Raw genomic sequence first — 23,407 nt, 5'->3', positions numbered from 1 at the left:
TAACAGCGTCAAGTATCACTTTTTGCGTCAAGCCCCCCAGGTTCGACAGGGTGAATATTTTTCTCTTGGAGCAAGGCATTAAATTCCCCGTTGCAGGCATAGTCTGTTATGATGTCTGTCGCTTTGTCTTGAAGCGACTCTGAGGGTGCGTGGATGGTGGATGGAAGACAGGGACGTTTTTGATGAATGGCAGCCAAACTTGTTGGCATCACAATCCAGCCAGTTCAGGGCTTTCAGTAGCGAGAGCCATTGGGTGGTTTTGCAGGCTGTTGTTGCCTGTGGTCGTTTTCCTTGTTTTTTGCGTTTTTCAGCTCCAACCCCTGCCAGCCCAGGGGGCCGCTGACGATCCACTCACCATCGCCGTTTCGGAAACCCGTCCTTACGTCTTTACCGATGAGGCGGGTCAATTATCTGGAGCGCTCATCGATTTTTGGCAACTCTGGTCGCAAAAAACCGGGCAGCCCATCCAGTTTGAATTGCTTCCCTGGAACGAGGCCATGGCTCAGGTGAAGAGTGGGGAGATCCAGATTCTGGGCGGGGTTTTTTATACCCCGGAGCGGGACCTGCAATTTGATTTCAGTTTATCCTTCTTCGAGCTTCGCTCCACCCTTTTCTTCTGCCCTCCCATACAGGCTACTGGTATCTCAAGTTTGGATGGCTTGCGGGTGGGGGTGGTCAAATCCGATTTTCATAGCGATCTGCTCTCCAAACAAGCCCCCAACGCCATCAAGGTAGAGTTTGACCTCTACGAAGAGGTCGTGCAAGCCGCTCTGAATCAACAGGTGGATGCTTTTTTGATGGAACACGTCATCGGGCTGCACTATCTCAATCAGTTGGATGGCATAGAGAAAATCCGCACTGCGGCTGATTCCATCGACCTGCTTACCCTGCGTTCAGCGGTCAAGGATGGTGATCGTGGGCTCTTGAAAATGTTGGATGACGGAATAGAGCAGATATCCCGGGAGGAGTTGTCCCGGATCATCCACCGCTGGACCGGGGAACAGAAACACCAAGTAACCATTTTGGCCCCCAACATTCCCCCGGTCAGTTTTATGAAAGAGGGTCGCCTGACCGGGCTTGGGGTAGAGGTGGTTCGGGAAATTTTACAGCGGATGGGGCGGGAGGATCCCATCCACATTGAGCTGTGGTCGGAAGCCTTCCAGAGAGCCCAGGAGGAGCCCAACACCGCCTTGCTGCCCCCTTCACGTACCCCGGCCAGAGAAAAACTGTTTCAGTGGGTCGGTCCGTTGATCCCGGAGATGCTCTATCTGTTTGGCCGCAAGGAGCCCTATGGGAGCAACTTGAAAGCTCTGCGAACCGGGGCGGTGAGCGGCTATGCCTCGGAGCGGTGGTTGCTGGATAACGGCTATCAGGTGATCCCCTTTCCAGATCCGGCCAAGGGCATTCAAGCCTTGGTTAATGGGGAGATCGATCTTTGGATCAACAGCAACATCACCATGGCCCATACTGCCCAGAAAGCGGGGGTCGATCCAGAGCTGCTTCAGGCGGTTCAAGCGGTGAAGGATCTGCCCGCCTATCTGGCCTTTTCACTGAATACCGATGCTGCGGTGGTGCGGCAATGGCAGCGGATATTGGATGAAATCAAGCTGGATGGCACCTTTGATCGCATTGTTCAGGAGTGGGTGCCGTTGCAGAGTATGAGCCTCACGCCCCAGATGGCTTCGAACGGGGAGAGTGGGCTGCATTTATCTCCAGAGGAGCTGGCCTGGATCGAAAAACATCCCGTTATCCGGGTTCACAACGAAAAAGATTGGCCGCCGTTTAATTTTTATTCCGAAGGACGGGCCCAAGGTTACACCATCGATCTGTTGAATCTGTTGGCCACCAAGCTCGGGATCACCATCGACTATGTGACTGGTCCGGGTTGGAATGAATTTTTGACCATGCTCCAAAACCGGGAAATCGACGTGATGGGCAATATTGTCAAGACCCCGGACCGCAGTGCCTATGCTCTCTTTACCGAACCGATTATCAAGGATCCTCCAGCCATTTTCATGCGTCTGGATCGCCAGCCGGTCAACAGCCTGGCCAAGCTGGAACAGGATGGTCGCAGTGTGGCGGTGGTCGAAGGGTTTTACTATCAGGAATTTTTGGCCAAGCAATATCCCGGCATCCAGGTGATCACGAAACCCAACACCCTGGAAACCATCAAGGCGGTGGCCTTTGGTGAGGTGGATGCCACGGTGGGGGTGGCAGCAGCTATCGAGCATCTGATTCTGGAGACAGCCATCTCCAGCGTTTTTGTCACCGGGGAGGCTCATTTTGAAGGGGGGGATCAATTCTATGATCGCATCGGTGTGCGCAAGGATTGGCCACTGCTGCGCGATATTTTTCAAAAGGCGATGCAGACGGTTTCCCTCGATGAAAAACGCAAACTCCGGGAAACCTGGCTCGGTGGACATCAGCATGGCGGCGACACCTTGCAGGTTCGGGTGCTTCTCAGCGAGGCGGAAAAGGCATTCCTGAGTCAAGAGGATCGCATCACCATGTGTGTCGATCCGGATTGGATGCCGTTTGAGCGGATCAACCATGTTCGTCGCCACGAGGGGATTGCAGCCGATTTTGTCCAGATGATGGCGACCCGCCTGGGTGTGACCATCCGCTTGATTCAAACCCGCAGCTGGGAAGAATCAAAGGAAAAATTTCGACAGCGGCAGTGCGATATTCTGTCAGCCGCTGGCTACAGTGACGAGCGGGCTCGGGAGATGCTCTTTTCCAAGCCCTACTATAAAACCGCAACCGCCATCGCCACCCGCAGCGAGGCACTTTTTATTCAGGATGCCAGTGCCGTTCTCGATAAATCCATTGGTGTTGTTCGGGGCTACTCTTTGGTGGATCGCCTCCGGGCTTTGGATCAAGAGGTGGATATCATTGAGACAGACAATATCCGCGAAGGTTTGGAACAGCTCCGGGACGGTCGGATTTATGCCTTTCTCGATACCATCCCTGCTATCAGCTATGCCGCCCAGGAGGCGGGTATTACCGGGGTCAAGATTGCCGGTCAGTTGGATTTTTCCAATGAATTTCACATTGCCGCCCATCTGGATCAAACCCTTCTGATCAGCGTCTTCAACAAGGCCATTGATTCTCTCACCGATCAGGATCGACGTACCATCACCGATCGTTGGGCCCATGTGAAGATCCAACATCAGATCGATCATGATCTGATTTTGAAAATGGTCCTGGCCTTTGTCGTCATCAGCTTGATCATTCTCTATCGTCATCTGACCCTCTCCCGCCTCAACCGGGAGCTGAGTGAGGCCAACGCCAAGGCGATGCAGGCGACTTTGGCCAAGAGTGAATTTTTGGCCATCATGAGCCATGAAATTCGCACCCCCATGAATGCCATTCTGGGCATGGGGGAGCTATTGAAGGAGACCAAGCTGAGCGATACCCAGGCGTGGTATGTCAAGACTCTCAACCGCTCCGGTGAGACGCTGCTGGCGCTCATCAACGATATCCTCGATCTTTCCAAAATCGAAGCAGGGCAGCTGAAACTGGAACTGGTTCCTTTTGATCTGCGAAAGTTGATCGATGAAACCATGGCCCTGTTTGCTTTGACCGCTCAGGACAAGGGGATCGAGCTGACAGCTGGAGTGGGGGAGGGGATTCCCAAGCTGGTACGGGGGGATCCCACCCGGCTGCGGCAGGTGCTCCTCAACCTGACCGGTAACGCTGTTAAATTTACCAAACAGGGCCGGGTGACGCTTCAAGTGGATCGGGCCACAGAAGATCACCTCCTTTTTACTGTGACCGATACCGGGCCAGGCATTCCCCGGGAAAAACAGCAGGAAATTTTTCGGCCCTTCACCCAGGCCGACTCTTCCATCACCCGCAGTCATGGCGGCACGGGTCTGGGGCTGACCATCTGCCGGCGGTTGGCGGATCTGATGGGTGGGGAAATCCGCTTGGAAAGCAGTGCGGGGCGGGGTAGCTCTTTTCTCTTTACAGTCCCGTTTTCAGCGGTGGAATCCAGCGTCACCATTCCACGGGCCGATGAGGCTCACCCCAGCGCCAAGGGAGGGGAAACGCCAGACACCTCACCTGATGAAATGGACTTGCAGATTTTGTTGGTGGATGACGCTGAGGACAACCGGCTGTTGATTCAGGCTTTCTTGCGCAAAACCCGGCACCGGCTGGTGATGGCGGAAAATGGGGCGGAGGCGGTGGTCCACTTTAAGGACCAACATTTCGATCTGGTTTTGATGGATATCCAGATGCCGGTGATGGATGGCTATGAGGCCACTCGGCAGATTCGAACCTGGGAGGCTCAGAGCCACACCAACCCCACCCCCATCATCGCCCTGACCGCCCACGCCATGGCTGAAGAGTCGGAGCAGATCATGGCTGCCGGTTGTGATCTTCACATCACCAAGCCGATTCGGAAAAAAAGGCTGTTGGCTGCCATCACCGAGTTGACCGCTGGGTGAAGGGGGGGCTCCCTGTATTGGGTTTAAACTTTGACTCCAGTCGACCTCATTTTGACCCCAATCGACATCGGCATATCGTTTAGCAGTTCTATCTCAAAATTGGACATTCTTCCCTGACTCGTCATCCCCGCGAAGGCGGGGATCCAGGGAGCTGATGATTGCCCTCAAGGAAAAACCAAATCTTCAAGAAAGGCCGGTGTTTTGCTGAAAGTGATACAAGATTTTGGAAAGGTTCGCGCCAGCCCCCCTGGATTCCCGCATTCGCGGGAATGACAGAAAAAGTACAGCGGCATATGTCCAATTCTTGATTTGAATTGCTATATGCGTTCCGGGATCCCGGAGTGCTTGGGGATTCCGGAAATGAGACCGAAGTGATTATCTCTCCAGAGAGGCTGCCAGACGCACCATCGAGATAAATTCCGCCCGGTAGCCAAAGGGATCATCCCCCTTGGCGCTTTGGGCCAGGGCGATGATTTCGTCATATTCAAACCCCTGGAGGTGGGTTCCTCCCCGCAACAGCTGGGCGAAGGCTGCAACGGCTGTGGCAAAACGGCTCTCCCGGGGGGCGTTGTCCACGCTGGTGGAGAGATCGGCATCGGTGATGGCCTGACTCATCAGGCGGCTCTGGGCTTCGCCGGGCAGCTTGTAGCGCATTTTCAGGAAGGCCATTTCTCCGGTTACAGGCTCTGTCCCACTTGCCCCGTTGGTCACACTCTTTGCCTGGGCTTTGGCCTGGCTGTTGCGGCCATAGCGCAGTTCATCCATCAACCCCACACTGCCTACCGGGGTGATTTCATAGAGAGCCGTCACGCTGTGCCCTGAGCCCACATCCCCGGCATCCACCTGATCGTTGTTAAAGTCAGCCCGATTCAGATGGCGGGTTTCATAGCCGATGAGGCGATATTCCGCCACCCGTTGGGGGTTGAACTCCACCTGGATTTTGACATCCCGGGCGATGGGGAAAAGATTGGCTGAGGCCTCTTCGACCAACACCTTGCGGGCTTCGCTGAGGGTGTCGATGTAGGCTGCGATCCCGTTGCCGTTTTGGGCCAGCGTCTGCATCAATTGGTCGTTATAGTTGCCCTGGCCAAACCCCAGCACCGAGAGAAAAATACCGCTTTTGCGTTTGCGGGCGATGAGTCCCTTGAGGGCTTCATGGTTGGCCACACCCACGTTAAAATCCCCATCGGTCGCCAGGATCACCCGGTTGACCGCATCCTTTTGAAAATTTCCTTCAGCCAGAGAGTAGGCCAGTTCAATCCCGGCCCCGCCAGCGGTGGACCCCCCCGCCTGGAGCTGATCCAGGGCAGCCAAAATTTTATGACGCTCTTTCACCGGAGTGGGCTCCAGCACGCTACCTGCAGCCCCCGCATAGACGGCGATGGCGATGGTGTCTTGTGGCTCCAGGGTGTTGATCAACAGACGGAGGGATTGTTTCAGCAGGGGGAGCTTGTCCCGACTGCTCATGGAGCCGGAAACATCCAGCAGAAAGACCAGATTGCTCCGGGGTTTTTGACCATCGGCCAGGGCGTAGCCCTTGATGCCGATCTGCATCAGGCGGGTGTTGGGGTTCCAGGGGGTGGGAAAGAGGGAGACGTTGGGCTGGAACGGTTTTTCCAGATCGGTGGGGACAGCATAATCATAGTCAAAATAGTTGATCATCTCCTCCACCCGCACGGCGTTGGGCGCGGGGAGGCGGCCCCGGTTGATCAGGCGTCGCACAAAGCTATAGGAGGCGGTATCCACATCCACCGAAAAAGTGGAGACCGGCGCTTCGCTGACTCTCTTGACGGGATTGGTCTTATACTCTTCGTGGCGATCCCGCTCCAGGGTTGGAGGGGGCGCGACGGCTTGATCACCAGCAATGGCCATGAGGGGTTGGGCCATGAGTGAATTGCCAGGGGATGCCAGGAAGGATTGGGCGGTGGGGCGTGCGCCATTGAAGGGGGCGGCGCGTTTGGCTGATTTGCCCGGGAGCGCCCTGGTGGCGGAGGTGGGGGCTGACTGCTTTTGTTTGGTGCGCAACCGCCCCTCGGGTTGGGCGCTATCGGCTTTTGGAGAGGAGGGGGTGGCCCGGTATTGCCGGAGGGCATCGGCATAGCTGCGGGGTTGTGGTTGCGAGGGCGCGGCTTTTTTGCTGGTAAGGGCAGAACTGGAGGAGGCGATGGCATTCCCTTTGGCACCCCCCATGGATGCGTCCAAGCCACTCATCTCGGCTACCATGGGTGCTGGAGGCTCACTCATGGGGGCCATCTCTTCCAGCTCAATCGCAGCTTGGCGGCGTTTGGCTTCGGGAGTTGGACTGGGCTGGATCCGGGCCTCTTTGAGGGGAGCGCTTTTTCGAAGGGCGGAGCCGGGTTTCATGGCTGGAGCCGCTTGATTGCTGGCCATGAGAAATGTGTCGTTTGAAAGGGGGGCTTTGGCGGCGGCACCTTCATCCTGACCGGAAGCGGCGAGAGTGGTGTTCCCCATGGATCCGATCCTGTCGGCGACAGGGAGGGGCTCGCTACTGGTTTGGCCGGTGGCGGTGAGGGTTTCCCGGGGGAGAGGGGTCTCCTCCCTGGCTGTTTTGGCTTGAGAGGCCAGGGTGGGGGACCGCTGGGCCTGCTGGGCCTGCTCACTGGCGACGATGAGGGTGTCGTCGGGGGCGGAGGTGAGGCGAGAGGGTTGTTGGCTGGAAATAACCAGTGCCAGAAGGGCACAGGTGGCCAGGGCGCCAGTGGCGGTCAAGGTTTTCGTATTCATCATCCATTCTCCCATGCGTTGGAAAAAGTGTCTCGTTTGGGAGGTCAGACGATGGGGGGAAGAAGATCCTTGGAATTTTTTTTCGCGCAGTCGATAAAATTCTGCCATACCGGCCTCAATCGCCGCTTTTTTGGCGCGATCATCAGCGGGGGGGACGGGATGATCCTTGAAGGCGGTGTTGAGGGTGTCGTCGTCGAGTCGATGGGGGGTCATGGTTCAGCCTCCCTGTTCCAGGCAGGTGGCGAGATTTTTTCGGGCTTCGGATAAACGCCAGGAGATGGTGCCCTCGGCACACTCCAAAGTTTCTCCAGCCTGGCGGTGGTTGAGGCCTTCGGCATGGACCAGCAACACCGCCCCCCGAAGGGGTTCGGGCAGGAGGGAAATGCAGTGGAGGATCAGCCGGGAGATCAGCGCCCGCTCCGGATCGGGTGCTGGATCAGCTGCGGTGGCTTCATCGGCGCCACCACGCTCCCGCTCCCCTCGTCGTTTTTGGCTGCGATGATAATCCCGGGCGGTGTTCAGGGTGATGCGATAGACCCAGGTGGCAAAGGCGCACTCCCCACGATAGCCGGTGATGGCCCGAGCCAGGGTGATGCACACCTCCTGGGCCAGATCTTCGGCATCCTGGGTATGACCGGTCCAGCGGTAGCAGAGCCTGTGGATGCGCTCATAATGGCTCTCCAGCAGGGAGGCAAAAGCGGCTTGGTCCCCTTGCTGGGCTTGTTGGGCAAGTTTATCCATGACTCACGCCTGGGTGGTTTTGGCTCTGTCTACAATGGATGCGTTGAGGGGGCTATCCTCGCATTGATTGGCCAGGGACGCATCATTATTCATCTGTTTGTTTGGACGTTTCAATGGGGCGGATCCTTGGGGGGTGGGGTGATGTTTTTGCAATGATCATCTTTTGTACCTCTGGCAAAGTGGGGGTACGCAGTTGGGTTTTCTGGAAAATTTGGTGGGATTAGCAGCTGATTGGAGTGTTCTGATGGTGGCTATGGTGGTGGCTGGGGGAGGAGGGGGGCTTGGTGTTGTGCGGATAGAACTTCCCTCAGCAATGGGCTATGATGGGGGTGGGTGAGATGATTGGAATCAACTATTTTTCAGCTATCTGGAATAAATGAATGGATGACAAAACCAAGAGCATCATGTTTGGGGTGGCTGTGGGTTTTTTGTCCGCCTATCTGGTGCAATATTTTTTTCGTCCAGGCACGCTTTTTTCGTTCCTGGTGGGGGGGGCCGTCGGCATTGGCCTGACGATCTTTCTCATCGCTCGCGCTCGGGGTGAAAAAGCCTCGGAGGTGGCCCAGGAAGTGATCGAGCAGGCGGTTAAACCCGACCCGGGGGCGCCGGAGCGGCTGGTCAAGGAGCAGTTGACCCAACTCAACGAGCGAATTCGTCTGGTTCCCCTCGATATCGCCATCCTCCTCCCCTGTGAGCAGCTCATCGATCTCCTCTGGAACACCATTCCCCACGCCCGGGAAAAATCTCCGGGTTCAGAGACCACCTTCGATCTGGAACAGCTGGCCACCACCCACCTGCCCAAATTGCTTGGCTCTTTTGTGGATCTCAAACCAGCGGCCAGAACCGCCCAACAAGCCGAACTGATCCAGCAATTGGCTGAGCTTCAGGCCAATGTCGCCAAACTGCAAAAACATCTGGATCAGGGAGAACTCCACGAATTTCAGGTGGAGCAGGGATTCCTCAAACAAAAATATTGATACTTTTCCGACCAAAACAGAATCGAACCTCGCAGAAGGAAGCCAGATAGATGGACAACCTCCCCTCCGTCACCACCTCCACCCCGGATTCACTGGCAGATCAGCCAACCGCTTTGGCTCCCAACGCCCCCTCCCAGGGCTCCCTGGCTGTTCCTGGGGCCGGGGCGGTGCAAACCCCCGAAACCATCGTCCCGGTTCGCCCAGACTTTTTGGATACGGCCCAGGATGAGCGCCTCCACCAGGAAGCCCATCAGCTGGTGCAGGCGATTTTAAAAAATCCTTCCGATATCGCCATCACCACCGAGCTCTATGCCCTGGGCAAACCGGCCATGGATGCCAATACCCGGCAGGTCTCCTTGATGGATACCAAAATCGGGCCGGTGATGCAGACCATCAACGTTGAAAATCCGGTGGCCAAGGGGTTGATGGAGATCAAGGCCCAGTTGGATCTGGTCAACCCCCATGTGGTGGCTGCCACCGAGGGGAAGTTCGAAGGCAAGGTGTTTGGTTTTATCAAACGGACCGTGATGCGGCTTCCCAAAAAAGAGGAGGTGATGGTTCTGATCAACGAGCGCCGGGATACGGTGGCCTCCACCATCGATGCCCTCAAGCGCCACCTCTGGACCGAGCGGGACAAGGCGCTGCACAACGCCACGGAGCTGGGGATGATCGCCAATCATCTATTCAGCACCCAGGAGGCTCTCCAGACCGCCATCTATCAGGGGCAGCTGGTTTGGCAGCAACTCAATCAAGCCCGAACCCTGGAGTCCGACCCCCTGCGCAATCAGGCCCTGACCTATCTCACCAACGATCTTTCCACCCTGGTGATCGATCTCCAGACAGTGGATCAATTGAACATCCAATCCCGCATGGGGGCGGAAAATTTGATCAACAACTGCCGGCAAGTGCAAAAGCTGGTGGGGCGGGTCACCAATATTTTGCTTCCCAGCGTTCAAAACGCCCTGGCTGTGAAAGCCGCCGCCGCCCAGCAGGCCCAACTGGTAAGCAGTGCCGCTCAAATCATGGATGCGGCCAGCAGCACCATTCGCCAAACCGCTGAGCAGGTGCGCCAAACCACCGTGGCCACAGCGCGGATGAATGCCGAAGGAATGATTCGTATTGATGATCTGGAAGCGGCCTGCAAAGAGTATGAAATGGCCCAATCAGAGCTGTTGGATATTTTTGAAAATGCCGAACAAAACGCCCGGGGCATCAGCAACACCATGTCTGACCTCAACAGCCGCATGCGCCGACATGCCGACCCCCACACCCTGGCGCGTCAGGCCAAGGAGTCTGCTGGGGTTTGATGGGGTATAACGGAGCCTCTGAATGATGGGAGCGATCCATCTGATAGCTGTAGGAGCATTGTCACATGTCGAAACTCGATACCGCTGAAGAAAAACGTTTTCGTTTGCGCCTGGCAGCCATCCGCGCCCTGAGCCCCCTGCCGGATGGGGAGCGCCATCGCTACGATCTCAAGAGTATCCAAAGAGGCGGTTATTTTTCCCTCCAGGGGGAAAACTGGCAGGTGCGGGCAATGCATCGCTATCAGGAGACCAAATGGGATTTCCAGAAGGATAAGCGATACACCCTCTGGGAGCTGGAAATCTTTTCCCTCAAGAGCGCCCAGGTGCGCCACATCGAGTGGGGGGTGGATGACGATCTGGAAATATTTTTGGCTGGGGAGCGGCTGAAATTTCGGGATTTGACCGATGATCAGGATCGGCGGGTGGGCAAGGCCGACCTGGATCGCCTGGCGGATGCCGAAGGGGGGATTAAATATCAGGGGAAAACCTACTGGTACAATGATGACGAATCCTGGGCGGCCAAATTTTATCGCAACAATCAGGGGAGCCCCGAGCGGGTGCGTTTTTACGAGTTTGCAACCAAAAACGATGACTGCTTGACCATCGAAGCCTGGTACGATGAGGCGGATCGTGAATGTGAAATTTGGACCAGCCGGGAGGTGGATACCCACGCTATCCGGATTCTCCAGCTCCAAGGAGTGCCAGCCCCATGACCAAACCAAACGCCTCACCCGATCTCGAAAACCTGCGGATCAACCTCAACGGTCACCCCCAAAAGGTCAAAACATTTCGGTTTCAAGCCGGGGAGGGGGATGACCTGGGCAAGGTGTGGCTGCATGTCGATCTGAAAGATAGCCAGACCGGCCATGATCAACACCTGGAAGTGGAGTTTACCGGCTTGGTGAGTGCCTGGCAGCATTGGGCGGGCTTTCAGGAGCAGTTCAAGGCCTTCAGTCAGGAGATGCAGGGGGTGGGGTTGGAATTTTTTGAGCGCTTTCAGCGAGGCTGGGCCGCCTTTCAGGAAGATCTCACCCGGAAAAAACCCCCTTCGGAGGATCCATGACCCCCCTGGTCTATCAGGATCAGTCCGCCGATCAACTGCGACTCACCCTCTCAACGGGGAGGTTGGACGAAAACCAGTTTACCATCCTGACCCGGAGCCGCCTGCAAGCCCCCTTTGTGACCCTGAATGCCGCCATTATCGGCAGCAGCCATTTTTTCCATTTTGACTTGGGGGATGGGCAGCATCTTTATGAAATATTGGCCTGCACCGAGGGGGATTCCCCGGGAGGCAAACACGCCTTTGGCCCTTTTCAAGGGGATGAGGCGTTGGTGGAGCGTCTGTTTTTTGCCAAAGTGAACTATCGTTTTCATTGGCAAAAACAGGCCCTGCCAGGAGGGTGGGCCGAAATGGAGCGGATCGAATCCCGGGCTTTGGCCAATCCCCACGGTTTGGGGCTGGCATATACCTTCCCCCCGGGAGAGGCTTCGGGCCAAACGTCCCCCAAAACAGTGGTGCAGGTGAGTGAATTTTCCTCCAACCGCCTGGAATTGGAAACCGCACATCTCTATCCCAACGAGCAACAATTGGTGATCACACAGACGATCCTCTCTATTGGATGAGGGAGCCATGACCCAGGAAAAACAGAAGGGGAGTTGGAAAGTTTATTTTGTCGCGGCTCATCTCGTCGTTGGGCTGTTGGGGGTCATGGCTTTCTGGCCGGAAGAGTTGCCTGAGGAGTTGGTGATGGAGGCGGAGGCGCTTCCGGAAATACACCAAAAGCTCCTCGCCACCCTGGATCGCCAGGAACGTCTTCTCAAGACCCAGCTGGCATCACCCGAGGGGCGCTTTTTGCAACCCTACGCCACCCGGGAAAAATGGACCGACCATTTTCGCCTGGCCCGACAAGCCACCACCGAGGGTTGGAATCGTTTCGAAACCGAATTGGCCCCGCTGTTGGAGAATAACCGCCAGCAGGAGAAGGAGAGCGCAGCCAGGCACCTGAAGCGCATCAATCAAGCCTTTTTTACCGCCTACAAGGAGGCCAGGCAGCCAAACGAGAGGCAAACCTTTCTCAAAAGGGCCAAGGCCGAAGGGCGGGAATGGGTGGCACAAGCCCAAAGCCATATTCAACAATTGGATCAATGGTTGGATGAGGGGCTCTCTGCCGTCGATCAGGCCAAAAAGGATTATCCTGATCGTGCTGACGCTATTCTCAGCCGTTTTGTGCCCCTGCAAAAGCACGTTGCCAAGGCTCATTCAGGGTATGAAAAAGCCCGGGGTGAGGTGGATAAACTATCTGCAAATACCGCCGACTATGGGGTTCTCGGGGATAACGTCACCGTTGTGACCCAGCGCCTTGAATCCATGGAAAAAGCCCTGCCTGCTTTTGAATCGACTCTTTCCGAACTTTATCAAAGTTACAGCAAAACCCTGGTGGATATGCGCATTCGGTATTTCGTCCAGGTTGGGCGGGCGGCCTGGTGTGAAGGGGAGAGCTGTGGCAATGGCAGCACGGTCTTTTATTCGCCTGTGGAGGTGGATGAAGGTTCTTTCGAATATTTTGATGCCCTCACCCTGGATTTGATCGCCAAGGAGAGGCCTGGTTGGAGTTCAGATACCTTTACGCTCCATATTCCGAAGCAGCGGTGGGACATTCTCAAGATCAGGAAAAATTTCAATCGGCAAAGCGTTTATGATTATGCCGACTATTGGCTGGAAAAACTCTATATCAAGACCTACCACAAATATGCCATCCTCCAAAACGGCAAGATGACCGAAACCGATTGGCAGCCGGTGCAGGAGCCCTTCTATTGGGCCAACGAACGCAACCTGGGGATGACCCTGGTCGCCAAGCCTTTTGGGGCTTTTGAAGATGAATCGTTTGTCTCCCCCGCCCCGGTTGGTTTGTCCTTCATCGCCCCCCCCACCCTGGTGGATGGCCACCCCACAGGCTCCAATCAATATGGCGAGTGGCATCACGATGGGAGCAGCGGGCAATCCTTTTGGGCGTTTTACGGCAAATATCGCGTGATTTCAGATCTCATGACCGGCTCCATCGGCTATGGCCGCTACGGCTGGAATGAATATGACCATTGGTACCGGAATTATCGTTCCAAGGAAGAGCCCTACTATGGCGAAAAAGAGGAATATGGCACCTATGGTCGCTACACCTACAGCGGCGGCTCCCGCTATCGCCATTCGGACCATGCCAGGCGCTATCCGAGAACAGTCGAGCGCAGCCGGAGTGGCAAAACAGGCTCAGCTGGCAAGCGCGCCCAAACGGTCAGCGCCCGGGGGGGTGGAAAAAGCCGTAATCGGGGGCCGGGTAGATCTGGAAAATAGTGCGTAGGCACAGGTGACGATCCTTATCAGAAGGAGTGTGGGATGACAACGCTATTGACACACGCAGCCCAGGGGGTTGGATTGGCCATTGCGTGCGGATTTTTCATGTGGCTGGCGAAATTTTTTTCCGACCATGCCGCCAGCAAGCGGTTCGACTCCGATCACGAAATTGAGGAAAACAGCAATCTGGCGGTGGGTCTGCGCCGTGGGGGGCTCTATGGTGCCATTGCGATTGGTATGTATGGCTCGGTCTCTTCCGGGATCAGCCAGGGGTTTATGGCGGATCTGACAGTCTTGGCGCTGGACGGCATTTTGATTGTTTTATTTACCATGCTTTGTGGCACCCTGAACGACAAGGTGATCATCGACGGGATTGATAACGACCAGGCCGTCCTGGAAGGCAACATCGCCGTGGGCCTCACCGAAGCGGGAGGCTATCTGGCCACGGGGCTGATCATGTATGGCGCGGTTTCCGGGGAGGGGGGGCCTTGGTGGGGGAGTATGGTCTGGTTTGTTTTGGGCCAGCTGGCGCTTTTGACCATGATCTATCTCTACGAGTGGATGACCCCCTTTAACGTGGTGGAGAATATCCGGCAGGGCCGTGCGGCTTCGGGTCTGATGTTGGGGGGAATGATGGTGGCCATGGGGTTTATCCTCAAAGGGGCCATCTCCGGGGTCTCCAACGGCTGGAGTGCGGACCTGCAAGCCTTTGGGCTCAGTTTTATCAACAGTCTTTTCCTGTTGTTGGTGGTCTTTCATCAATTCGTGGATCGGATATTTTTACCGGGCACCACCATTCAAACCGAGATTGAACGGGACAACAACACCGCTGCCATTCTCGTGGTCATCACCGTCAAGATCGCCCTGGCACTCTTCATCAGCGCCGTGGTTTTATAATCCTGAATCCGGCAGTTGGGGGGGAATCGGTTTGGGTTGAACCAGGGAGCTGGGTGCTAAGGTGTATGGGGAGGCTCTTTTGGGAAGCTGTCTGAACCAGGATTGAAGGTGTGTGCATGTCCCACTCCCAGGCCACAAGCCAAACCGATCCTTCCGGCACGTTCCGTTTTGCCACCATCCTGTTGGCACTCTCCATGTTTTTTACCGGAGCCAGCGGTTTGGTGGCCGAATTTCTCCTGGCCACCGTCTCCACCTACATCCTCGGCAGTTCCATCGAACAGTTCAGCATCACCTTCGGGGTGATGCTGGGATTTATGGGGGTTGGCGGCTGGGTACAAAAATTTTTCAGCGACAGTCGGCTGATCGAAAAATTTATCTTGCTGGAGATTCTCCTGGCCTGGCTGACCGGGTTTGCCCCCCTCGCCATCTATACCGCCTTTGGTTTGCTGGAGGATCATTTCCTCCTGGTCCAATATTTTTTCATTATGGGCATCGGCTTTCTCATCGGTTTTGAAATTCCCTTCGTCATTCGCATCAACGAAAAATATGCCCGAACCCTGAAGTCCAATCTGGCGGTGGTCACAGCGGCGGATTATCTGGGGGCCTTTGTTTTTACGTTTGTCTGGGTCTATTGGTTTTTGGGCCGCTTTCCCCTCACTGAAATTGGTTTCCTGGTGGCGGGAATCAACTTTTTTGTCGCCATTATCACCGCTCTCTATTTTGCCAAACAGCGCCTGGTCTCTTTAAAATGGTCTTTATTGATCCTCATCCTGGGCACGGCCGCATCGCTCCTCTTTGGCTATCATCACAACCGGGCCTGGAACCTGGATCTGGAACAGCGGCTTTATGAGGATCGGATTGTTTTGGCCGAGACCACCCCCTATCAACGCCTGGTCCTGACCCACCGCAAGCGGCTGGATGAATATCGTTTTTACATCAACGGCAATCTGCAATTCAGCTCCCTGGATGAAGTCCGCTATCATGAACTGTTGGTCCATCCGGTCATGGCTTTGGTGGAGAGTCCAAAACGGGTTTTGGTGCTGGGAGGAGGGGATGGCCTGGCGGTTCGGGAGCTGCTGAAATATACCCGGATCGAAGCGATTACCCTGGTGGAACTCGACCCCCGAATGGTCCAGCTTTTTTCAACCCACCCCCTCTTGACCCGACTCAACCAAGAGGCTTTCAGGGATGCCCGGGTACGGGTTGAAGAGACACCCGGTATCGAAAGTGACGGGGTGAAGGGGATCTACCAGGAAACAGGGCGGGTGGATCCCAAGACCCAACTCGCCGAGACCCGGTGGGTGGCGGGGGTGGAGGTGATCCATATCGATGCGGATCTTTTTCTCAATACCCCTTCTGCTGATCAATCCCCATGGGATGTGGTGATTATCGATTTTCCGGATCCAAGTTCCGTGGAGTTGGCCAAGCTTTACAGCAAGGAGTTTTATCTCAAGCTGCGACGGGTGCTGGCCCCCCAAGGGATGGTGGCGGTGCAGTCCACCTCCCCCTATCATGCCAAGGAGGTCTTTTTGACCATTGGTCGAACCCTGGCCGCTGCGGGATTTCAGACCCTTCCCTATCATGCCAATATTCCCTCTTTTGGGGAGTGGGGATGGCATTTGGCCTGGATTCCTGGCCGCCTTCCGGACCGGATTTCCCAACCCATCTCCCAGCTGCAAGGGTGGTCTGTGCCGACCGCTTTTTTGACCGTGGAGCTGTTTCGGGCTGCTACTGTTTTTGGCAAAGGGGAGCTTGATAGCCATAGCCGGGAAGTGAGCACCCTGATGAACCCGATCTTGCTGGATGACTATCTGCGGGCTGGTTGGCAGATGGAGTGAGGCTGACGGCTCAAGGTGATGTTTTGAGGGCTTGGATAGCGTGATTTTCTCAGGCTAAAACCTGTCAGAGGCTGACGGGAGAGAGGTTTGTCACGTTTTGGTCACGATTGATCCGTAGGCCTCTCCAGAGCTTGACTCACATGGGGTGAGGGGGTATTCCAGCCTGGGGTGTCATCATATGCCTGCTGCAAACGACTCTGGATCCGGATGCTGGATTTTGGAATGTTTGGACCAGAAGGAAGGCTCGCTGAGGGTTAACTGGACTCTTTCAGACTATTTCCTGGATGAAAGAGTTGAATTTGAATGAATGCTTAAAAGGTGCTGCGTAAAAACTCATGAGCAATCAGACAAAAGTACACCACTCCAAAGATATCTGTGCCATCGATTTTGGCAGTAAAAACTTCAAATTTGTCATTGGCCGCAAGGTGGGCGTCGATATCGAAACGGAATTGCTCAAAAAGGAGCATATGGGGCTGGGACAGGCGTTGTTGGACCACGATAGCCATATTCCCAGCGATAAAATGGCTGAGATCGACCGGGTTCTCTCTCAATTCAGGGCCTATTGCAATGAGAGGGAGATCGATAAAATTTTCGGTGTGGGCACCAGTGCTATCCGGAGCGCCAAAAACCGCGATGCGTTAGCCCAGCTGATTCGTTCCCACGGCATCGATTTTGAGGTGGCCCAGGGGAAGCGAGAAGGGGATATCAGCTATCTATCCGTCACCAACGGGGCATCCAACCAGTTGGTGAGTGATATGGGGAGTCGTAGTTTCCAACACTCCTATAAATTGGGGGATAGTGAAATTATTTCAGCCTCTCTGAAATCCGGCTATCTGATCGCCTATGAAGAGCACTTTGCCCGAGCCAAAACCTTTGCGGCGGGCCGTTCATCGTTTCGTAAGGTGCTGAAACAGCATATCCAGACTTTACCCACTCACACCGATATCTATATCGCCCTGGCCAGCAATACCATGGCGGCTTTTGTGAGCGGTGGCTCCAAGTTGGATGTGGTCAATCAGTTTTTGATGAAGAAAAAATTGCTGCATAAAATCGACTATCTCAAGGGCCTGGGCTCCAGGGAGTTCAAGGTGATCCAGGAAAACACCCCAAAAGTGAACAAAGTTCTCCCTGGATTGGTGTTCATTGAGTATATGTTGGCTCTCTCTGGCCACGACAAGGTGATGATCGCTGAAGTGGAACTGCCAGCGGGTTTGATTGTTGATTATTTCACGAATGGTTACGCTGAATAAGGCAGGCTTGCTGAGGGGAGTGGCCTGTGGGAGATGGGGGAAGCGGTAGAATTTGCCTGGTTTTGCCCAAGTTTGGATCTGTTCCAGGCTCACTCTTTCAGAGTCGGCTCCGCCCACCTCCCCACAGGGAGATTTTTTGGTACTTGAGGATGAAGAATCAACAGAGATGGGGGGGATCAGGCGTCCAAATCCTCGGGGCCGACTTCCAGGCTGGTTTCCTCTTTCCAGGAGTCCGTTTCATGATCCCCGGAGTAGAGCCATAAGTGTTTGGGTGGTGGTTGGGGGCTCCAGCCTGCTTCCCAGGTTTTCAATGGGATGATTTCTGCAGGCTGACCATTTTTGTGAAACCAGGAATCCACAACGAAACGTTCGCCACTCTCCATCTCTTCCACAAGGGCCGCCTGGTGGGGCCAACCGAAATAGACCTGAGATACGCCCCGTTTGGCCCCTTTTTCGGTCAATTTGTGAAAGTGTAGCCAGCCAGCGGCCTGGATCATTTTGAGGTAGGTTCTGGTATTGATGCTCTCATCCACGCAATCCATCTGCCCCTGACTGAACAGGCCGGAAAAATTTCCCCCCTTATCCTTATCCGTGCCGGTTTTGGGGCCGACCAGTTTTTCGAGTTGACCAATAGCCCGAGCCATCCTCTCCCGCTCCTGGGTCGGGGAGTTGGCCTGAGCGGAAAAAATTTGACCAACCTGATGCCACTCATTGAGGGTAAGCGCCACCGGCGCCAGCTCCTTGCAGCCGTGGCGCCAGCAGACCGAAAAACCCTCTGGGGTGGGATTTTCGATTACCTCATCCCGCCGACTCTCCCGTTCCTGGGAAAAGCCGGGCTGAGAAGAGAACAAGAGCAGCGGGAGCACCAACAGGGCAATCACCAGCTGTGAAAGGAGCCAGGTTGCGGGCGTAGGGGGAGAGTCTGTTTTCATTCAGGGCATCCTCCAGCACAGCGTTCAATCGAGGTGTCTTCAAGAGCGTCGTGTTCGATCTCCTTGAGCAACGCAGATTGTTTCCATAAAATTCTTAGCAATAAATTTGCCAGATTCAGTGTCAAAGCGAATGATCAGCGGTATTGTGCCGCCTGCCATAAACAGGATGCACACTCTCCCTGGGGCTGGTTCACCGCGATAAACCAACCGCATGCCCAAGTTCCGTGCGTATCTTTCCAACCATGCTGCGATATGGATGATCTTTAGGCTGTTTTCATCCGGTTTTTTTGACGAGGCCCAGAGGTGGAATTGGCTGGGTTGGGAGTATTGCTTTTAGATGGGGAGCAATATCAAGCCTGACATCTTGATGGATGTTGATATAACTCTTTCTTTTAAAACAATGTGTTGATATGGATTACGGTCGTTTCAAAGTGAAAAGCAGGCAAAGTAAACACAGGTAGAGTGCGTAAATTTATTCGACATATTTAAGGATAGTTGTGTGCAAAAAATAAAAAATACATCCTTGTCTTTTGATTGATCGTCATAAAGAAATTACATTTCAACACAAAAATAGTGTTTGATTTTTGATTCGTTTTGACTAGGGCGTGCCCTCAATTAGCTCTGAGGTAAGATTATTTGTTTTCTCATAGAGTTAACTGTGATTCGCTATCAAAAGGCCATGGAGGGGCCAAGAGATGGTGAAACGCTATGGACTTCGAGATGATCAATGGGAGCGGATTAAGGATTTTCTTCCTGGAAAAGAAGGGGATGTAGGAGCAACGGCCAAAGATAATCGGTTGTTTGTTGAGGCGGTGCTCTACCGGTATAGATCAGGCATACCTTGGCGGGACTTGCCGTCTCGCTTTGGGAAATGGAAGAATGTGCATCAGCGCCATTTGAGATGGTCTGAATCTGGCGTATGGGAGAATGTTTTCAAAGAGTTATCAAGCGATACGGATAATGAATATGCCATGATTGACTCTACGATTGTTCGAGCACTCCAGCATTCAGCAGGTGCAAAAGGGGGGATCAAGAGCAAGAGTGAATTGGACGATCCCGAGGTGGATTGACAACCAAAATCCATGCAGTGTGTGATGCGCTGGGAAATCCTGTTGGATTTCATTTGACTCCTGGTCATGCGCACGATCTGCAAGGAGCTGACGTACTCCTCCCGGAGGTGTTATCCAAGTTTGAGGCGTTTCTGGCAGATAAAGCCTATGACGCCAAAGAGCGAGTGATTGATTTACTGGAAGCAGCCAAGATGGAGATCGTCATTCCATCAATCTCAAACCGGCTCAATCCTCGTGACTATGACGAAAGAACTCTATAAAGAGCGGGCACTTATAGAGAATTTCAAAACAGTTTCGACCCATTGCAACACGCTATGACAAGCGAGCAATAGCCTTCTTGGGCGGCGTGTATGTGGCAGCCACTTTCATATGGCTTAAATGAGGGCACGCCCTAATCTTCCATATGGCTTAAATGAGGGCACGCCCTAATCTTCCACTTCCTGGTGGTGCCGGGAATTTTGCTCCTGATACTCTGGCTCATCCTCTTCGCTCAATATGGCCTGGCGGGCTATTTTACCCATGTGGAAAACTGGGCGGGCAATCTCCATTTCGGCAATCTGGTTTCCCTCAGCATTGCCATGGGGTTGGGGGTGGATTACAGCATCTACATGATCTCCCGCCTGCGGGAGGAGATGATCACCACCGGTGGGGAGTGGCGGCAGGCCTTGGAAAACACCCTCACCACCTCGGGCTCGGCGGCGGTGGTTTCGGTGATTGTTTTTCTGGGGAGCTTCATCCCCCTGCTCGCCACCGAGCTGGGTAACACCTGGGGGTTGGGCATGTATATTGGCGAAGCCCTGGTGATCGACCTTTTCAGTGCTTTGACCCTGCTGCCATTATTGGTCTATCTATTACGGCCAAAGTTTGTGTTTGGTGATGGGGATGGGAAGGAGGCTTCCTAGTCCTGTGCACCACCCAACGACCGGATTCAGGGTAACAGGAGCACGATGAAATCCATCATTCAGCGTATTGCCAAGGAACTCGACGTTCGTGAGGAGCAGGTCGCCTCTGCGGTGCAACTCCTCGATGAAGGGTCAACGGTGCCTTTTATCGCCCGCTATCGCAAAGAGGTGACCGGGGGGTTGACCGATACCCATCTGCGGCTGCTCCAGGAGCGCCTGGTGCAGCTGCGGGAGCTGGAAGAGCGTCGGGAGATGGTTCTGCGCACCATCCGGGAGCAGTGCAAACTCACCCCCCAGCTGGAGGCGGCGATTCTGGCGGCTGAAACCCGCACCCGGATTGAAGATCTCTATCTACCCTATCGCCCCAAACGCCGCACCAAGGCATCCGTTGCCCGGGAGGCGGGGTTGGAACCTCTGGCATTACAGCTCATGAAAAATCCTGGTCAGCATCCACAACAGCTGGCTGCAGGGTTTGTGAATGCTGAAAAAGGGGTTGGTGATGCGGCTGCGGCTTTGGAAGGGGCTCGCCACATTTTGGCGGATGTGATTTCAGAGGATGCGAGCCTGGTGGGACGGGTGCGGGAATCTTTGTGGGAAGGGGGGGTGTTTCAATCCCGCCTGGTTAAAGGCAAAGAGGCGGAGGGTGAAAAATTTGCCGACTATTTTGACTTTGGCCAGGAGATGAAAAAACTCCCCTCCCATCGGGTGTTGGCTCTACAGCGGGGCAAAAACCAGGGGGTGTTGCGCCTGGGATTGGCCCATCAGCGGGATGTGGCTGCCGAGGGTAAATCCACCCCTTTTTGTGAAACCCAGATCAACCGCCACTTTGCCATCCAGGATCGGGGTCGCCCGGGGGATGCCTGGTTGTTGGAGAGCGTGCATCACGCCTGGCAAAAAAAATTAAAACCCCATCTGGATAAGGATCTCACCCATAAAATGGTGGAAAAGGCCCAGCTGGAGGCTGTCCGGGTGTTTTCCGCCAATCTGCGGGATCTGCTCCTATCGGCTCCGGCGGGCATGGTGCCGGTGATGGGCTTGGATCCCGGCTTGCGCACCGGGGTGAAAGTGGCGGTGGTGGATAAAACCGGCAAGGTGCAAAAAACCACCACCATCTATCCCCATCCCCCCCAAAAGCGCTGGCAGGAAGCGGGCAGGGAGCTGGCCTCCCTGGCGAAAAAATATGGCGTGCAGCTGGTCGCCATTGGTAATGGTACCGGCTCTCGGGAGACCGACCGACTGGTGGGAGAGCTGAAAAAGAGCCATCCGGAATTGAAGCTGACCGGGGTGGTGGTGAGTGAGGCGGGGGCGTCGGTCTATTCCGCTTCGGAATATGCCTCCAAGGAGCTGCCCCAGCTGGATGTCTCCCTGCGGGGGGCGGTCTCCATCGCCCGGCGTCTACAGGATCCCCTGGCGGAGCTGGTCAAGATCGATCCCAAATCCATCGGTGTGGGGCAATATCAGCACGATGTGGACCCCAAACAGTTGGCTCACTCCCTGGATGGGGTGGTGGAGGATGCGGTCAACAGCGTCGGGGTGGATGTCAATACTGCCTCCCCACCGCTGTTGGAGCGGGTTTCGGGGTTGAACGCCACTTTGGCTCAAAACATCGTCGCCTACCGGGATCAACATGGCCCCTTTGCCAACCGTAAGGCCCTGAACAAAGTCCCCCGCTTTGGGGCCAAAACCTTTGAGCAGGCGGCGGGATTTTTGCGCATTCAAAATGGCGACACCCCTCTGGATAATTCAGCGGTGCATCCGGAATCCTACCCCCTGGTCAATCGCATTTTGGCCAAAAGCGGCCTGACCCTCTCTCAGCTGATGGGCAACCAGGAGGCCCTTCGGGGGGTGCCGGTGGGGGCGTTTGTCGATGGCCGTTTTGGGGAGCCGACGATTCGGGATATTTTGGCGGAGTTGGAAAAGCCGGGCCGGGATCCCAGGCCCGCCTTCAAAACCGCCACCTTCCAGACCGGGGTGGAGGAGATGTCGGATCTGAAGCCGGGCATGGTGCTGGAGGGGGTGGTGAGCAACGTGACCAATTTTGGGGCGTTTGTGGATATCGGTGTGCATCAGGATGGCTTGGTGCATATTTCCGCCATGGCCAACCGCTTTGTCAAAGATCCCCACGAGGTGACTCGGGCAGGGGCGGTGGTCAAGGTGCGGGTGATGGAGATCGACCTCAAGCGCCGACGCATCGCCCTCACCATGCGCCTGGAGGATGTTCCGGGTGAAAAATCAGTGGCCCAGGGGAATCGACCAGCCCAGGACAGCCGTTCTTCTCAGGCAAACCGCTCCTCACAGGCCAACCGTTCTTCCCAGGGCAGCCGCTCCTCTGAGCCCCAGAAGAGATCCTCCCCCAGACAAAACCAACCGAACACCTCTGACAGCGCCATGGCCGCCGCTTTTTCCAAGCTCAAAAAACGTTCCTGAATAGGGAATGTTCTGTTTTTCGGAATGATTTTGGTAAGAGAGGCAAAAAAAAACGGGATGAAATCGATACCCCCTTTGGGGGGATTGTCAGCGAAGAGGGGGGTGAATCAACCGGTTTTTCAAGCGTTGGGGGGCCATCCCAAGCCAGCCCACCCAACGCTTATCAGCCCTGATTGCTCATGGCTTCCGGCTTGGTAAGTTCTTGCTCAACAAAAACGCGAAAAAAATTCACGTTTTTTGATTTGGCCTAAACCAGAGCCAAGGCTTGTGTCAGCTGGCAAAACCCTTGATTGATGGACTGGTAGGCTTTTTCAATTTGGGAGGGATGCTCCACAAGTTTTTTTGCCTCCCGTTTGCAAGGCATTGAAATGATAGGATTTGCAAATTTCATTGTGGCTGCAATTGTAAGGAGTGCCCATTTCCATCCATCTGGCGTAACTATATAGAAAGACTTGCCTTTTTTCTTTTTTATGACGCCTCGGTGGATCAATTTTGTTATTTCATAGCGAATTTGTGCGGGATTT

General features: G+C 54.9%; 16 protein-coding genes and 1 pseudogene. 13 read left to right on the top strand and 4 right to left on the bottom strand.

Annotated features, from left to right (window positions below; genetic code table 11):
* Positions 1–278 precede the first annotated feature (278 nt).
* Positions 279–4,451 carry a transporter substrate-binding domain-containing protein gene (locus HQL52_06355; GenBank protein ID MBF0369061.1) on the top strand — a complete coding sequence of 1,391 codons (4,173 nt, stop codon included), beginning with the start codon at positions 279–281 and terminating at the stop codon, positions 4,449–4,451.
* Between the two features lie 375 nt (positions 4,452–4,826).
* Here HQL52_06355 and HQL52_06350 read toward each other — a convergent pair whose 3' ends face one another.
* Together HQL52_06350 and HQL52_06345 are read right to left on the bottom strand one after the other, a co-directional pair.
* A complete protein-coding gene (locus HQL52_06350; protein ID MBF0369060.1) occupies positions 4,827–6,815 on the bottom strand; it encodes a von Willebrand factor type A domain-containing protein in 1,989 nt (662 codons plus the stop codon).
* 597 nt (positions 6,816–7,412) lie between these two features.
* Complete coding sequence (locus HQL52_06345) at positions 7,413–7,937, bottom strand: RNA polymerase sigma factor (protein MBF0369059.1); 525 nt, start codon at positions 7,935–7,937, stop codon at positions 7,413–7,415.
* A 380-nt stretch (positions 7,938–8,317) separates the two neighbouring features.
* Here HQL52_06345 and HQL52_06340 point away from each other — a divergent pair, with 380 nt between their 5' ends.
* The 9 genes from HQL52_06340 to HQL52_06300 all read left to right on the top strand — a co-directional run bounded on the left by HQL52_06340 (position 8,318) and on the right by HQL52_06300 (position 17,552).
* Positions 8,318–8,914, top strand: coding sequence for a hypothetical protein (locus HQL52_06340; GenBank protein MBF0369058.1), 597 nt, complete (start codon positions 8,318–8,320; stop codon positions 8,912–8,914).
* Positions 8,915–8,964: 50 nt separating this feature from the next.
* Entirely contained in the window at positions 8,965–10,221 is a 1,257-nt protein-coding gene (locus HQL52_06335) for a toxic anion resistance protein (GenBank protein ID MBF0369057.1), read from the top strand.
* Positions 10,222–10,286: 65 nt separating this feature from the next.
* Complete coding sequence (locus HQL52_06330) at positions 10,287–10,934, top strand: DUF4178 domain-containing protein (GenBank protein MBF0369056.1); 648 nt, start codon at positions 10,287–10,289, stop codon at positions 10,932–10,934.
* Positions 10,931–11,284, top strand: coding sequence for a hypothetical protein (locus HQL52_06325; protein MBF0369055.1), 354 nt, complete (start codon positions 10,931–10,933; stop codon positions 11,282–11,284). Before HQL52_06330 ends, HQL52_06325 begins: the two co-directional genes overlap by 4 nt.
* Positions 11,281–11,844, top strand: coding sequence for a DUF2617 family protein (locus tag HQL52_06320; protein MBF0369054.1), 564 nt, complete (start codon positions 11,281–11,283; stop codon positions 11,842–11,844). The genes HQL52_06325 and HQL52_06320 overlap by 4 nt, the downstream gene beginning before the upstream one ends.
* Positions 11,845–11,851: 7 nt before the next feature.
* Positions 11,852–13,567, top strand: a complete 1,716-nt coding sequence (locus HQL52_06315) for a hypothetical protein (protein ID MBF0369053.1) — start codon at positions 11,852–11,854, stop codon at positions 13,565–13,567.
* 42 nt (positions 13,568–13,609) lie between these two features.
* Positions 13,610–14,464 (top strand): DUF350 domain-containing protein, encoded by an 855-nt coding sequence (locus HQL52_06310; protein ID MBF0369052.1) that lies wholly within the window; start codon positions 13,610–13,612, stop codon positions 14,462–14,464.
* Between the two features lie 116 nt (positions 14,465–14,580).
* Entirely contained in the window at positions 14,581–16,302 is a 1,722-nt protein-coding gene (locus HQL52_06305; protein ID MBF0369051.1) for a polyamine aminopropyltransferase, read from the top strand.
* A gap of 335 nt (positions 16,303–16,637) precedes the next feature.
* Complete coding sequence (locus HQL52_06300) at positions 16,638–17,552, top strand: hypothetical protein (protein ID MBF0369050.1); 915 nt, start codon at positions 16,638–16,640, stop codon at positions 17,550–17,552.
* A gap of 176 nt (positions 17,553–17,728) precedes the next feature.
* Here the strand turns inward: HQL52_06300 and HQL52_06295 are convergent, their stop codons facing one another.
* Complete coding sequence (locus tag HQL52_06295) at positions 17,729–18,484, bottom strand: hypothetical protein (protein ID MBF0369049.1); 756 nt, start codon at positions 18,482–18,484, stop codon at positions 17,729–17,731.
* A gap of 698 nt (positions 18,485–19,182) precedes the next feature.
* Between HQL52_06295 and HQL52_06290 the strand changes: the two are divergent.
* The 3 genes and pseudogenes from HQL52_06290 to HQL52_06280 all read left to right on the top strand — a co-directional run bounded on the left by HQL52_06290 (position 19,183) and on the right by HQL52_06280 (position 22,883).
* Positions 19,183–19,936, top strand: a pseudogene (locus HQL52_06290) (IS5 family transposase).
* 46 nt (positions 19,937–19,982) lie between these two features.
* Positions 19,983–20,456 (top strand): MMPL family transporter, encoded by a 474-nt coding sequence (locus tag HQL52_06285; protein MBF0369048.1) that lies wholly within the window; start codon positions 19,983–19,985, stop codon positions 20,454–20,456.
* 45 nt (positions 20,457–20,501) lie between these two features.
* Positions 20,502–22,883, top strand: coding sequence for an RNA-binding transcriptional accessory protein (locus tag HQL52_06280; protein ID MBF0369047.1), 2,382 nt, complete (start codon positions 20,502–20,504; stop codon positions 22,881–22,883).
* Between the two features lie 247 nt (positions 22,884–23,130).
* Here the strand turns inward: HQL52_06280 and HQL52_06275 are convergent.
* A partial coding sequence (locus HQL52_06275; GenBank protein ID MBF0369046.1) for a hypothetical protein occupies positions 23,131–23,407 on the bottom strand: 277 nt, incomplete at its 5' end.

The sequence above is a fragment of the Magnetococcales bacterium genome (genome assembly GCA_015232395.1).
GTDB lineage: Bacteria > Pseudomonadota > Magnetococcia > Magnetococcales > JADFZT01 > JADFZT01.
The sequence above is the reverse complement of the archived record's forward strand: the minus strand, read 5'-3'. Positions and strand labels throughout refer to the sequence as shown.